This window comes from Hymenobacter gummosus (assembly GCF_003970915.1).
Lineage (GTDB): Bacteria > Bacteroidota > Bacteroidia > Cytophagales > Hymenobacteraceae > Solirubrum > Solirubrum gummosum.
This window is the reverse complement of the sequence record NZ_RXOF01000005.1, coordinates 339,233-352,296: the sequence shown is the minus strand read 5'-3', so window position 1 is coordinate 352,296 and position 13,064 is coordinate 339,233. Positions and strand designations below refer to the sequence as shown.

Here is a 13,064-nt window from a genome sequence, read left to right as displayed (position 1 = left end):
GTGGCCGCCCCACAGGCGGCGCAAATCAGGTCCAGAGCAGCCGGAGTTGATTCAGGGCTGGCCAGGCCTCCTTATTGCAGGCCGACCGGCACGAGCGGCTGCCGCTCCGGCAGCCGCTTGCGGGGTTGCGGCTGCTCCTTCAGCGTCAGCAGCACCAACTGCGTGCCCGGCGCCGCCCCGTACCGCGCCGATTCGGCCACCGTCAGCAGCTGAATGCCGCCGATGGCTTGGCCCCGGATGCTGCGCATGGCGGCTTTCTGGGTGGCGTAGATGCGCGGCTGCGGGCCCTGCACCGCCCACGGAATGCGACTGGTGATGATGACGACGTCTTGCGGGGGCCGGCAACTCGTCGGGAGGCCGTCTTTCAGAACTGACACTTCTACAATCTGTGGTGTATTAAGCTGATCCAGCATAGTAGAAGCGGGCAGCACAAAGCCGTCGAGCACTATCAGGGCCTGCGCGGCCGGCACCAGCTTGGGCAGCGCCTGAGCAGGCTCCGTCGTTGAGGCGGCCGCATTGCTTGTGCGGCGAGGCGGGCAGGTCTGCGCCTGGGCTGCAGAGGCCGGCAGCAGCAGTCCGCCGATGCCGAGCAGGAGTAAGGCTTTTTTCATAGGGAAATAACCGGGCTGGAAATATCGGCAAATCGGCATACGTAAGGTAGGCAGCGCGGAGCCAATTGCCATCCGCCCAATCCGCCTAACTTGCAGCCGGCCGCTGCGGCGGCCCGTTTCCCGCGTTTCTCCACTCCCGATATCATGCGCTACGGCTCCATTTCGCCCGACCTCTTCACCACGAACCGCCGCAACTTCGAGCGGCAGCTGCTGCCCGGCTCCCTGGCCATCTTCCACTCCAACGACGTGATGCCGACCAACGCCGACGGCACCATGGCTTTCCGCCAGAACAACGATTTGTTCTACCTCTCGGGCGTCGACCAGGAAGAGAGCATCCTCGTCATCTTCCCCGACGCCAAGCTGCCGCAGTACCGCGAAATCCTGTTTTTAAAGGAAACCAGCGAGCATATTCTCATCTGGGAAGGCTACAAGCTCACCAAGCAGCAGGCCCGCGAGCAGTCCGGCATCCAGACCATCATGTGGCTCGACTCCTTTAAATCGGTGCTGCCCGCGCTGATGAACGAAGCCGAGCACGTGTACCTGAACTCGAACGAGCACATCCGCGCCGTGGTGGAAGTGGAAACGCGCGACGCCCGCTTTATCCAGGAAATCCGCCGGCAGTACCCGCTGCACGACTACAAGCGCGCCGCGCCCATCATGCACCATCTGCGCGCCATCAAGCACCCGGAGGAAATCCGGCTGATGCGCAAGGCCTGCGAAATCACCGGCAACGCTTTCCGCCGCCTGCTGGGCTTCGTGAAGCCGGGCGTGATGGAGTACGAGCTGGAGGCCGAAATCGTGCACGAGTTCATCCGCAGCGGCTCCCGCGGGCCGGCCTACGGCAGCATCATTGCCTCGGGCGAAAACGCCAACGTGCTGCACTACGTCTCGAACGACCGGGAGTGCAAGGACGGCGACGTAATCCTGCTCGACTTCGGGGCCGAGTACGCCAACTACGCCGCCGACCTCTCGCGCAGCATCCCCGTCAACGGCAAGTTCACCCCCCGCCAGCGCGAAGTGTACGACGCGGTGCTGCGCGTGATGCAGTACGCCAAGTCGCAGCTGGTGGCCGGTAATAACATCGAGGAATACCACGCCGGCGTGGGCCGCTTCATGGAGCAGCAGCTTATCGGCCTCGGGCTGCTGAGCCAGGGCGACGTGAACAACCAGGACCCGGCCGCGCCGCTCTACAAGAAGTACTTCATGCACGGCACTTCCCACTACCTCGGCCTCGACGTGCACGACGTGGGCGCCAAGTACCGCACCTTCGAGCCGGGCATGGTCTACACCGTCGAGCCGGGCATCTACATCCGCGAGGAAGGCCTGGGCATCCGCCTGGAAAACGACGTGGTCATCACCCGCTCGCAGTGCGAAGACCTGATGGCCGACATTCCGCTGGAAGCCGACGACATTGAGCGGCTGATGGCCCGCGGCTAAGGCGCGGATTCAGGCCGGTTGCGCCAGCTCGGTTCGGTTAGCCGTCATTGCGAGGCGCAGCCGCGGCAATCGTTCCTCCCGAGGTACGACGATATAAGAAGCACCGCCCGAAACTGGTATCTGCAGTTTCGGGCGGTGCTGTTTTCGTTCTGCTGGATTTTCGGTTTCTGCCAGTTGAGCCGCCGTGCCTCGGGAGGAACGATTGCCGCGCTTCGCTCGCAATGACGGCCAACCGAGCCGGCGTAATCGACCCCAAGAGGTGATTTACTTCAGAATCTCGCCCGTCATGCCGGGCAGAATCTTGGTGAGCTGGTCGACCTGGCTCTGGGTGAAGTTGCCGCTCACAGCCAGCATGACGAAGGACTCGGGGGCGTCGGCCTGGCGGCCGGTGGCTACCACTTCGGTTACTTTGTCGCCGGAGCGGCGCACGGCGTAGCGGTACTGGGCGTTGCCGGCGCTGGTTTCCCGGGTCGAGAGGGGCTCGTACCGCTCGTTGCGCAGCAGCCCGTCCACCTCGTTCTGCAGGCCCCGCTCGTTCAGGTCGCGCGAGCTGGCCGAGGTAGGAGCGAAGGTGATGGCGCGCACCGTACGAATGTTGGTGACGGCCTGCAGGGCCTCGGCGTCGGATATCTTGCCCAGGCGGCCCAGCACGATGCGGGTGAGGAAATCGGGCTGGTAGGAAGTAGCTCGGAAGCCGGAGCGACTTTCGTACTTGTTGAAGAACTCGGCCACGGTGCGGGCGGGTTTTTCGGGGCCGGCGGCGCGGCAGGCGCCCAGCCACAGTAGCACCAGCAGGGGCCAGAAACGGAGCAGTCGGGAGAGGTTCATATGCGCAGGGGAAAGGTGACAATAGCCCCTCCTACGCGCCGGCCCGGCCCGGGGATATGGCAGCGCTACCGGCCCGCGTCCTCAAACGCCACCGCGTTCAGGAAAAACACCTGCCGGGCGGGGCCGTGCTCGGTGCGCACGCGCTGAAAGCCGTAGGCCAGGTAGCGGCTGCCGTACCAGGGCAGCACGCCCGCCTGGGTGGTGGAGAGGGTTTTCTCGCGCAGGCCCTGGGTGTTGGTCTGGATGTCCACGTGCAAGTCGTTGGGCGAGCTGGCCGTGCGGTCCACGATTTTGTAGCGCAGCTTCTCCTCATCCATGTACACCATGGCCAGGCGCTGGCCGTCGGGCAGGGGGCGCAGGCGCACGGTTTCGGCCAGGGTGCTCTGCTCGGCGTTTTTCAGTACGAAGGTGTTGTCCCACAGCAGGGTACCGTACCGGTCGAAGCCGCACACAATGGCGTGGGTGGAGCGGTAGGTGTCGAACATGCGCGGCGTGCCGTAGCTGGCCCAGCCGTAGTTGGCGCCGGTGCGGTACTGCGGATAGTACACCTCGGCCACCATCACGTACCCGTCCTGGAAGGGAATCATGCGGTGAGTAAGGATGCGGTAGCGCAGGCGCAGCTCGCGGCCGGCGGCGCGCCGCTCGGCGCTGCGGGCGCGCACGCGGGCGGCCCGACGCGGGTTCATGAAGTCGAAGAAGTGCTTGAGCACCGCGAAGTCGTAGAAGCGCAGCGGGGGCCGCAGCGTCGGGTCGCCGGGCAGATTGGAGGCGAACAGGCCTTGGGAGTAACGCGGGTCGCGCAGGGTGTAGGTGCCGGCCACCAGGCGTTGCGAAGTGTCGCCGGGGCTGAGCTGGGCGGTGATGAGGCCGCGGCCGCTTTCGGCCTGGATGAAGCGCGAGGCCATCAGCTGCCCGCGGGCCGAGAGCTGCTTGACCTGCAGGCGCGCCAGAAAGCCGTTGGACTGGCTCACCACGTAGCCCGCCCGCTGGGTGGCCGAGTCGGGCAGGAAGGTCAGCTCGGTGGGTGCCTGCTCGTACACGGCCGGCAGCAGCCGAAACTCTTCCTCCTCCACGTCCACGTGGAGTACGGTGAGGTGGTGCTCTACCTGCACCGTGGCGAAGAGCTTGCCGTCGAGCACCTCCAGGTCGTAGAGGTTATCGACGAGCTTGGTATCGAAGGCGAAGCCCAGCAGGGCACCCGTGCGCAAATCGAGGCGGTAAACCTGAAACTTGGCCGGCTGGTACTGCGACTGAAACAGCGCAAAGGCGTAGGGCGCGGCGGCAGCGGCCTGTTCCAGGCGAAACTCGCGGGGCACGTCCACCAGCACTTCGCGCAGGGGCCGCAGCTGCTTGTCGAAGTGGTGGAAGCGGTACTGCGGGCGGAAAGAGCCGTTGGGCGAGGTATCCACGAACAGGGCCACCGTGGAGTCGGCCAGGGGCAGCACGCGCGCGTCGGTGTAGTCCGGGTCGAGGTTCAGCTCCAGGCGCAGCGGCTGGGTGGGGGCCGACTGCGCCCGCAGCGCCTGCAGGGGCGTCAGCAGCAACAAGAGCAGCGGTAAAAGACGAGTCATAACGGCGGAAGGCAGCTTAGCGCGGGGCACTACTAAAATACGGCAAAACGCCCTAAACGCCGCAAGGACTTTCGGGCAGGCTGCCAGTTAGGATGCGCGGGCGGGAGAGAATTCACAAGGCAGCGCTAAAATCATAGCCGGTACAGGGCAGTAGAACCTACCTGAAAAATCCACCCGCCGGAGCCCACCTGAACCGCGTGTTCGACGCCCCGGATTAAGAGGTAAGGGACCCGCGAAATCGGAGGATTAGGACCGCGTCAGCCGGTTGTCAGGCATATATTTTGAGCCACCACCAAAAATATATGCCAGGGGTCGGCATATATTTCTGCCGACTAACAAAAATATATGCCAACTCCCGGCATATATTCCGGATCGATTCCGAAAATATATGCCGGCATGGGAAAAATCACTCGCTTTACTGACAGCGCCTTGCATACTGTGCGGCGCCACTTCGGGCTGGACCAGCACGCGCTGGCGGCCTGGCTGGGCCTGACGCAGCCGCAGCTCAGCCGCTACGAATCGGGCCGCCGCAGCCTGCCCCCGGCCGCCGCCGCGGCGCTGGCCACACTCGAAGCCGGGCTCGGGGCCGAAGCCACCCCCGCGGGCGGGGCCGGGCCGCCCGACCCGGCCCCGCTGCTGGCCCGCTTACGTTACTGCCGCCACCACGCCCGCCGCCTGCAGCGCGAGCTGGCTCCGCTGGAAGCCCGGGCCATTCAGGCCGCCCGCTGGCAGGCGGCGCGGCCCGCCATTCAGGCCGCCCTGCCGCCCGACCCCGGCGGCCCCGAGCCGCCCGACCTACCTCCCGGCGAAGCCCGCTGGGCGGCTTACCTCACCTGGTTCCGGCACCGGTGGCTGGCGCAGCGCCCCGGCGTCCTGACGCCCGCGCAGAGCGAAGGATTTATTTGAATTTGTTGCAAATAACACCGATGTTGAATGGAGTCTAATGAAATTTGGGGAAGGTGGACTTCAATCAAATATTATTAGCACTAGCCATAAAAGAGACAATGAAGTGGGAGCAGGAATTTTATTAATTAACAGTCCCCTTGGTAGAACAAGTGACTTACGAGGTTATGACCACAGTCATCCAGATGGTGAATGGCGTCCATCAGGGGCGGTTCACGCGCCAGGAACGAAAGAGCGGCAATTTGGGGATATAGTATTCGCGCAAAACCTTCAACAAATACATAGAGGCGCAAGTATAGAACTCAGAGTTTACACAGCAACTGACAGGAAATATTTTCCTTATAATAAAGATACTTATGTGCCCATGATGATAAATGAAATCAACATAACTGGAAAAAAACCAAGAAAATGAAAAACATATTGAGTATATTTTTTGCTCTCTTGCTGTCCAGATCAGCAGTTTGTCAAAATACAGATACATATACCTTGTCTCCAGATACTATGTATTCTATTTTTCAATCTGTCGACTACAAATCAAATATCAAACTAATATCAATACCAAGATATGAAGCTGGACTTTGTTTAATAAATTCCCTAGATATTCTTGTGCAAAACGACAAGTCATGCATTGATAAGATTGGCTACTATTTTTCCGTTGCGAAGATTGAAGACAGTCCACTGATTATAATAAACCCAGTAAGCTTAAATAGAATACAACGCGGAAATTATTATGGGTATTTTATTTATTCTGGAAGAATCTTTTTATGCCATGGTGAAAGCAATCATTACATATCAAAGATGTCTACAGTAGACCCCATTGCTATAATGCCTTACCTGCCAGATAATACAATAACTGATAGTTTTTATCTAGGAGGCGACACCAATGGTGTATTAAACAAATTATATTGCGACAACAAGATACAGTATTCATTGATCAGGACGTGCATTCCCCCGAACAAACAGATGCATAAAAGAATCAAGTCACGCACGAGAAGACGTACATAGATTATATATTTAGAGCAGATTGAGCGAGAGAAAACAAGGAATTGGTTGAACAAGTATTCAGAACTTAACTAATTGGGAGCCCCCTTTTGAGTTACTAATCAATTTTCTATACTGCATTGTTTACCCATGTTTTCCTACCGCTGCGTGCTATACGTTATCATGAAAGATTCATCCATATAAATCTCTTCAAGTCATTGCAAGCCAGTTGTTATACAGCCAAATGAGTGTGCTGAGAGAGAAACTGCTACAATGCGCGCTTCAACCAGTTCCCGCCCGAGGAGCTGGCCGCCGAGCAGCAGCACTTCGACTCGGCCTCGGTGTCGGCGCCGGTGCGCGACTACGCCCACGCCGCCCTCTCCTTCAGCCACAACGGGGTGGCGCGCCTGACGGCGGGCACGGGCCAGCCCACGCCGCTGGCGGCCGTCAAGCAAGTGGCCGTGGCCAAGGGCGACACGGTGTCGATGGAGGCGTTTGCCCTCTACGAGCAGGGCGTGCAGGACCCTGAAGCAAAACCCAACGGGCGGTTTGCAACAACGCAAACCGCCCGTTGGGTTTTAGCTTTCGCCCCGTTTAGTGCCCCAGCGCCAGCACCACGTCAAACTCCTCCGGCGTGAGGCTCATCACCGACAGCCGCGACTGGCGCAGCAGGCCCATCTGCTGCAGGCGGGCATCGGCCTTGATGGCGGCCAGCGACACGGGCCGGGGCAGGCGCTGGTGCGGGGCCAGGTCCACGGCTACCCAGGGCGTACCGGGCTCGGCGGTGCGGTCGGGAGCGGGCGGGCCCACCACGCGGGCCACGCCCACCACTTCCTTGTCGGTCACGCTGTGGTACACGAGCACCAGGTCGCCGGGCTGCATGCGGGCCAGGCAGGCGCGGGCCTGGTGGTTGCGCACGCCGGTCCAGTCGGTGCGGCCCTCGCGTTCGAGGTCAGCATAGGAGTAAGCGGCAGGTTCGGATTTGACGAGCCAGAAGTTCACGTTTGGGGTGATTGGGGGAAAGAGAAATACAAAAGAACGTCATGTCGAGCTTGTCGAGACATCTCGCGTGCTGATGGCAGATAGAATAATCGTCGTTCAACGATTGGAATTACTGTCTGGCGAGATGTCTCGACAAGCTCGACATGACGTTCTGGTATTTCAGTTCTCAACCTATTTCTGCCGCACCTTCAGCATCTTCTCGTCCAGGGACACAATTTCCAGCTGGTAGTCGGGGTCTTTTTTGTCGCTGAGCGAAACGCGCACGGTGTGCTCATCGACCACGCTCCACAGGCCTTTGCGGCCCTCCACGCCGTCGGTGGGGGCAATGTCGTACTGGGTGAACAGGCCGTTCTGCTCGAACATAAAGCCCGTACGGCCGCGCGACGGGGGAAAGTTGTAGGTATTGGGGCGGTACACGCGCACGTCGCCCTGGTCTTCCTCGTGGGCGTGCAGCCAAGTGCGGGTCAGCAGGTTGAGCTGCTGCTGCTGGAAGGCGGTTTTCGAGTCGGTGCGGCAGGTGCTGGCCAGCAGCACGGTGCTCAGGGCAAAAAGCAGGGCGGTGAGTCGCATAGCTGCTAACATACGCAGGCGGCGCGGCTTCGGCCGGGCCGTAGCCGGGGCGGTGGCTGCCCGGCGCCGGTTTGCGTAGTAGCTTTACCGCCCCAAACCCCCGAACTGCCTTGGAAAACCGCGCCCTCATTCGCGCCTTTCGGCTGATGGCCCAGCTGCTGGAGCTGCACGACGAAAACCCCTTCAAGGTGCGCGCCTACGAGGGCGCCGCCGCCGCCGTCGACCGCCTCGACTTCCCGCTCACCGACCTCGCGCCGGCCGAGTACACCACCAAGGGCGGCCTGGGCAAAAGCGCCGCCGCCGCCGCCCAGGCCCTGGTGCAGACCGGCACCTTCCCCGAGCTGCAGCGCCTGCAGGAAACGACCCCGCCCGGCGTGGTCGAAATGCTCGACATCAAGGGCATCGGGCCGAAGAAAATCCGGGCACTGTGGCGGGAGCTGGGTGTGGAAAGCATCGACGCCCTGCGCGAGGCGGCCGAGCAAAACCGCGTCAGCGGCCTCAAGGGCTTCGGGGCCAAAACCCAGGACGCCATTCTGGCCGCGCTGGAATTCACGGCCCAGAGCCGCGGCAAGCTGCTGCTGCCCCAGGCCGAGCAGCTGGCGCACCAGCTGAAAACGCTGCTGGAAAACGCCCTGCGCACCGAGCAGGTGGCCGTGGCCGGCGAGGTACGCCGCGCCCTGCCGGTGGTGGAGACGGTGCGGGTGGTAGTCGGCACCAACCAGCCCTGGCTGGCCCACGAGGCCCTGAACGGCACGGAAGGGCTGGCGGCCGATGACCGCACCTCCGGCCCCTTCGCCTGGCGCGGCACGGCCACGCAGTCGGGCATCAAAATCGACGTGCAGCTGGCCAAGCCCGAGGACTTCGTGACCTGCCTGTTTCAGCAAACCGGCGCCGATGCCCACCTCAACGCCCCGCTGCCGGCCGGCGCCCCGGCCCCCACGCTGCGCCGCCTGGTGAAGCAGACGCGCTTTTTCTCGGAGCCGGCCATCTACGAAACCGCCAAGCTGCAGTACGTGGAGCCCGAAATGCGCGAGGGAGCGGGCGAAATCGAGGAAGCCGCCACCGGTAAGCTGCCCGGCCTGCTGACGGATGCGGACCTGCGCGGCTCTTTGCACAACCACAGCACCTACTCCGACGGGGCCCACTCCCTGCGGCAGATGGCCGAGTGGCTGCGCGACAACCAGTACCAGTACCTGGGCATCTGCGACCATTCGCGCTCGGCCCACTACGCCGGCGGGCTGAGCATCGAGCGGGTGCGCGAACAGCACCGCGAAATCGAGCAGCTCAACCAGCAGCTCGGCCCCTTCCGCATCTTCAAGGGCATCGAGTCGGATATTCTGGGCGACGGCAGCCTGGACTACCCCGACGAGGTGCTGGCCGAATTCGACTTCGTGGTGGCCTCGGTGCACTCGGGGCTGAAAATGGACCAGGAGCGGGCCACCGAGCGGCTCTTGCGCGCCATTCAGAACCCGTTTTGCACCATGCTGGGCCACCCCACCGGCCGCCTGCTGCTGCGCCGCGAAGGGTACCCGCTCGACTACGAGGCCGTTATCGACGCCTGCGCCGAGCACCAGGTGGTCATCGAAATCAACGCCAACCCCTGGCGCCTCGACCTAGACTGGCAGTGGGTGCGCCGCTGCATGGAAAAGGGCGTGCGCCTGAGCATCAACCCCGACGCCCACCACACCGATGGCTACGCCGACATGCGCTTCGGCGTGCTGCAGGGCCGCAAGGGCGGCCTCACGCCGGAAATGACCCTGAATGCGCTGCCGGTGGAGGAAATAGCCGCCTACTTCCAGCAGCGCCGCGAACGGGCCGTGAAGTTCGGCAGCCCCGCTCCGGCAAAGAAACCAGTGGACTACGGGCCGTTGTTTGGCTGAAAGCTGGCGCCGGTTTAGCCGTCGAAGACGGCGTAACCGGTGCCCGAAATAAAGCAGGTTTCCAACCTGCGTGGACCGTCGCTGCGCCCAAGCCGGCTCGTCCGGGCGCCGGCCGCAGGCTGAAAGCCTGCCCTATGATAGGCACCGGTTACACTCGCTTCGCTCGCTAAACCGGCGCCAGTTTGTCTTTCCCGATGAAAATACTCGTCCTGCGCTTTTCCTCTATCGGCGACATCGTGCTGACCACGCCGGTGGTGCGGGCCCTGAAGCGGCAGGTGCCCGGCGCCGTGGTACACTACTGCACCAAGCCCGCCTACCGCGGCCTGCTCGAAGCCAACCCCTACGTGGATAAGGTGCACACGCTCACGGGCACGCTGGGCGAGCTGGTAAAGGAATTGAAGGCCGAGCGGTTCGACTTCGTGGTGGACCTGCACCACAACCTGCGCACCTCTCTGCTGAAGCTGCGCCTGGGCGTGCCCGGGGCTTCGTTCGACAAGCTGAACTGGCGGAAGTGGCTGAAGGTAAATCTGAAGTGGGACGTGCTGCCGCGCGTGCACATCGTGCAGCGCTACCTGCAGGCCGCCGCCCCCCTGGGCGTGCGCGACGACGGGCAGGGCCTCGACTACTTCATCCCGCCCGGGCAGGAGATAGACGTGCCCGCCACGCTGCCGCCCGCGTTTCAGGGCGGCTACGTGGCCTTTGCCATCGGGGCGCAGCACGCCACCAAGCGCCTGCCGGTGGAGCGCATCATCGAGCTGTGCGGGCAGCTGCGGCGGCCGGTGGTGCTGCTCGGCGGCCCCGAAGACGAAAGCACCGGCCACGTGGTGGAGCTGCACTTCGAGCACGCGCCCAACGCCGCCCAGGCCACCGGCATTACGCCCGCCGACCTGTCGCCGCGCGCCCACTACCACGACAAAAACGCCCTGCCGCCCACCCAGACGCTGATTTACAACGCCTGTGGGCGGTTCTCCCTGCACCAATCGGCCTCCTTGGTGCGGCAGGCCCAGCTGGTCGTCAGCCACGATACCGGGCTGATGCACATTGCCGCCGCTTTCCGCAAGGAAATCATCAGCGTGTGGGGCAACACCGTGCCCGAGTTTGGCATGTACCCCTTCCGCACCGAGTTCCGGGCGCTGGAAGTGGAAGGCCTCGGCTGCCGGCCCTGCTCCAAAATCGGCTACGAAAAGTGCCCCCAGGGCCACTTCCGCTGCATGCGCGACATCCGCTTCGACCTGGAATAGGGCGGTTGCTAGGGTAGGAGGGTAGGCGGGTGTGAGGGTAGGAGTTGAGGGCTTCTGGCGTTGTATAGAAGGGTGGGATTCAGGACTCGGCGCAATACCACAGCCGCGTAGCGGTGCCATGTTGGTAGCATCGGCCGTTCTTCTGTCCGGAATTTCTACCAATATGGCGCTGCGCTGTGGCTGTAAGAATGCCCCTGATGCACTTCTATTACCTTGTTGCCCTCACGACTCTTGCCCTCATACCCTAGTTAAGATGCTTGATTCCCTGACTCCCGTTGCCGCGCCCGGCGACGCCCCGACTCCCCTGGGCCATGCCGTGCTGGTGCGCGTCGGCGCCGAGGCCCTGCTGGCCGACGTGCAGGCCGGCCGCCACACCTTCCTCGTCGACGAGCCCGAAACCGTGGGCGGGCAGGACCGCGGCCCCACGCCCTACGATTTGCTGCTCTCGGCCCTGGGCGCCTGCACGGCCATTACGCTACGCCTGTACGCCAACCAGAAAAAGTGGCCGCTCGAAGGCGTGGAAGTGCGCCTGCAGCACCGCCGCGTGCACGCCCAGGACTGCGCCGCCTGCGAAATGCCCGGCCACACCCTCGACGAGGTGCACAAGGAGCTGCGCCTGCTCGGGCCGCTGACGGAAGAGCAGCGGCAGCGCCTGGAGGTTATTTCGCAGAAGTGCCCGGTACAAAAGGCGCTGCTCAGCGGCCTGCGCATCGTCACGGAGCTGCTGCCGGCCGGGGCCGCTTTTTCGCAGTAGCCGGCCGGCCCCCGGGGCGGTGGGCAAGCCAGCGGGGAAGAGCTTCGCGGAGCCTGAAAAAAAGTGGGCGTTAGGACGGGATAGTAGGACAATACCGGCTAGTTTTGTCGATGGTCCGGAAAAGCATTCCGTCTCTTCATCCTCTCTTTTTCCCTCATCTACATGCGTATTTCTACTCTTAAGGCGCTGGCTGTTTTGATGCTGGCGCTGTGGTGCACGGCTTGCGGGCCGAACATTTACTTGTCGCAGGACTTCCGCACCTACGCCACCAAGCACAAGCGCGTAGCCATCCTGCCGTCGGCCGTTATCATCGAGCTGCGCCCCAACCAGGCCAAGCACACCTCGGCCGAGCAGATGCGCGCCATGGAGCGCCAGAGCGGCATTGATTTCCAGGAAAAAATCTTCGCCTGGCTGCTGCGCCGCGGCCAGAAGCAAGCCTACACGGTGGAGTTTCAGGACGTGACGCAGACCAACGCCCTGCTGGCCAAGCAAGGCATCAACTACGAGGATCTGCGCAAACACTCGCCCCAGGAGCTGTCCCAGATTCTGGGCGTCGACGCGGTAATGACCTCGTCGGTACGCACTTCCAAGCCCATGAGCGACGGCGCCGCCGTGGCCGTGGGCCTGCTGGTGGGCGCCTGGGGCGCTACCAACCAGGCCAACATCACCATGAACATCCACGAAAGCGGCCAGGGCAAGCTGATGTGGAAGTACGACTTCGTGGCCTCCGGCTCGGTGGGCAGCTCCTCGGCTTCGCTGGTGAATGCCCTGATGCGCAACGCCTCGCGCAAATTCCCCTACACCACCAAATCCTAAGCCGCCCGCCTTTTCCCGACCAGCCTTGACACAACGCGCCGCGGCCGAAAAGCTGCGGCGCGTTGTGTTTTACCAGCCCTGCTGCTGCCGCTTCGGCTATATTTAGCCCGCCCCGCCGGGCCACACCATCAGCTGTTACCGCCTTATGCAACCCAAGCTCTGCGCCCACCTCACGGGCCTCGACCACCTCACGTCCGCCGCCACCCACACCTGCGCCGAGTGCCTGGCCCTGGGCGACACCTGGGTGCACCTGCGCGTGTGCCAGCAGTGCGGCCACGTCGGCTGCTGCGACGATTCCAAGAACAAGCACGCCACCAAGCACTTCCACGCTACCCAGCACCCCGTAGTGGCCTCGGCCGAGCCCGGGGAACGGTGGCTCTGGTGCTATCAGGACGAGACGTTTGCCGAGTACTAGGTCAAAGTAGCGTCTGGGCCGATGGATTGGTGCGGTCAGCACAGCCGCGTAGCGG

The 13,064-nt window shown here is 62.8% G+C and carries 13 protein-coding genes; 8 read left to right on the top strand and 5 right to left on the bottom strand.

Translation table 11 applies throughout. The annotated features are described in order from the left end of the window. Positions 1-71: 71 nt before the first annotated feature. On the bottom strand, positions 72-611 hold the full coding sequence (locus EJV47_RS11550) for a hypothetical protein (RefSeq protein ID WP_126693304.1): 540 nt from the start codon (positions 609-611) through the stop codon (positions 72-74). Positions 612-755: 144 nt separating this feature from the next. Between EJV47_RS11550 and EJV47_RS11545 the strand changes: the two genes are divergently transcribed. Then, entirely contained in the window at positions 756-2,048 is a 1,293-nt protein-coding gene (locus tag EJV47_RS11545; protein ID WP_126693303.1) for an aminopeptidase P N-terminal domain-containing protein, read from the top strand. A gap of 264 nt (positions 2,049-2,312) precedes the next feature. Here the strand turns inward: EJV47_RS11545 and EJV47_RS11540 are convergent, their stop codons facing one another. Together EJV47_RS11540 and EJV47_RS11535 are read right to left on the bottom strand one after the other, a co-directional pair. Further along, positions 2,313-2,876, bottom strand: a complete 564-nt coding sequence (locus tag EJV47_RS11540; protein ID WP_126693302.1) for a DUF4252 domain-containing protein — start codon at positions 2,874-2,876, stop codon at positions 2,313-2,315. Between the two features lie 65 nt (positions 2,877-2,941). Then, positions 2,942-4,447, bottom strand: a complete 1,506-nt coding sequence (locus EJV47_RS11535) for a hypothetical protein (protein ID WP_126693301.1) — start codon at positions 4,445-4,447, stop codon at positions 2,942-2,944. A gap of 396 nt (positions 4,448-4,843) precedes the next feature. On the opposite strand from EJV47_RS11535, the gene EJV47_RS11530 reads away from it, so the two are divergent. After that, positions 4,844-5,353, top strand: coding sequence for a helix-turn-helix domain-containing protein (locus EJV47_RS11530; protein WP_165903713.1), 510 nt, complete (start codon positions 4,844-4,846; stop codon positions 5,351-5,353). A 37-nt stretch (positions 5,354-5,390) separates the two neighbouring features. Further along, a complete protein-coding gene (locus EJV47_RS11525; protein WP_126693299.1) occupies positions 5,391-5,762 on the top strand; it encodes a hypothetical protein in 372 nt (123 codons plus the stop codon). Between the two features lie 1,163 nt (positions 5,763-6,925). Here EJV47_RS11525 and EJV47_RS11520 read toward each other — a convergent pair. Together EJV47_RS11520 and EJV47_RS11515 are read right to left on the bottom strand one after the other, a co-directional pair. Then, positions 6,926-7,333: an EVE domain-containing protein gene (locus tag EJV47_RS11520; RefSeq protein WP_126693298.1), complete on the bottom strand. Its 408-nt coding sequence runs from the start codon at positions 7,331-7,333 to the stop codon at positions 6,926-6,928. 171 nt (positions 7,334-7,504) lie between these two features. Then, a complete protein-coding gene (locus tag EJV47_RS11515; protein ID WP_126693297.1) occupies positions 7,505-7,903 on the bottom strand; it encodes a hypothetical protein in 399 nt (132 codons plus the stop codon). A gap of 110 nt (positions 7,904-8,013) precedes the next feature. Here EJV47_RS11515 and EJV47_RS11510 point away from each other — a divergent pair, with 110 nt between their 5' ends. The 5 genes from EJV47_RS11510 (at position 8,014) to EJV47_RS11490 (ending at position 13,009) form a co-directional block, all read left to right on the top strand. Further along, entirely contained in the window at positions 8,014-9,783 is a 1,770-nt protein-coding gene (locus EJV47_RS11510) for a helix-hairpin-helix domain-containing protein (protein ID WP_126693296.1), read from the top strand. 194 nt (positions 9,784-9,977) lie between these two features. Continuing rightward, complete coding sequence (locus EJV47_RS11505) at positions 9,978-11,024, top strand: glycosyltransferase family 9 protein (RefSeq protein WP_126693295.1); 1,047 nt, start codon at positions 9,978-9,980, stop codon at positions 11,022-11,024. A gap of 253 nt (positions 11,025-11,277) precedes the next feature. Further along, positions 11,278-11,778, top strand: coding sequence for an OsmC family protein (locus tag EJV47_RS11500; RefSeq protein ID WP_126693294.1), 501 nt, complete (start codon positions 11,278-11,280; stop codon positions 11,776-11,778). Positions 11,779-11,940: 162 nt separating this feature from the next. Further along, a complete protein-coding gene (locus tag EJV47_RS11495; RefSeq protein WP_126693293.1) occupies positions 11,941-12,594 on the top strand; it encodes a hypothetical protein in 654 nt (217 codons plus the stop codon). Positions 12,595-12,739: 145 nt separating this feature from the next. Beyond that, positions 12,740-13,009, top strand: coding sequence for a UBP-type zinc finger domain-containing protein (locus EJV47_RS11490; RefSeq protein WP_126693292.1), 270 nt, complete (start codon positions 12,740-12,742; stop codon positions 13,007-13,009). The last annotated feature ends 55 nt before the right edge of the window (positions 13,010-13,064 follow it).

Coding starts and splice junctions, on each gene's coding strand:
- EJV47_RS11545 (WP_126693303.1), top strand. CDS start 756: ATGCGCTACGGCTCCATTTCGCCCGACCTCTTCACCACGAACCGCCGC.
- EJV47_RS11515 (WP_126693297.1), bottom strand. CDS start 7,903: ATGCGACTCACCGCCCTGCTTTTTGCCCTGAGCACCGTGCTGCTGGCC.
- EJV47_RS11500 (WP_126693294.1), top strand. CDS start 11,278: ATGCTTGATTCCCTGACTCCCGTTGCCGCGCCCGGCGACGCCCCGACT.
- EJV47_RS11490 (WP_126693292.1), top strand. CDS start 12,740: ATGCAACCCAAGCTCTGCGCCCACCTCACGGGCCTCGACCACCTCACG.
- EJV47_RS11540 (WP_126693302.1), bottom strand. CDS start 2,876: ATGAACCTCTCCCGACTGCTCCGTTTCTGGCCCCTGCTGGTGCTACTG.
- EJV47_RS11495 (WP_126693293.1), top strand. CDS start 11,941: ATGCGTATTTCTACTCTTAAGGCGCTGGCTGTTTTGATGCTGGCGCTG.
- EJV47_RS11550 (WP_126693304.1), bottom strand. CDS start 611: ATGAAAAAAGCCTTACTCCTGCTCGGCATCGGCGGACTGCTGCTGCCG.
- EJV47_RS11505 (WP_126693295.1), top strand. CDS start 9,978: ATGAAAATACTCGTCCTGCGCTTTTCCTCTATCGGCGACATCGTGCTG.
- EJV47_RS11530 (WP_165903713.1), top strand. CDS start 4,844: ATGGGAAAAATCACTCGCTTTACTGACAGCGCCTTGCATACTGTGCGG.
- EJV47_RS11535 (WP_126693301.1), bottom strand. CDS start 4,447: ATGACTCGTCTTTTACCGCTGCTCTTGTTGCTGCTGACGCCCCTGCAG.
- EJV47_RS11525 (WP_126693299.1), top strand. CDS start 5,391: ATGAAATTTGGGGAAGGTGGACTTCAATCAAATATTATTAGCACTAGC.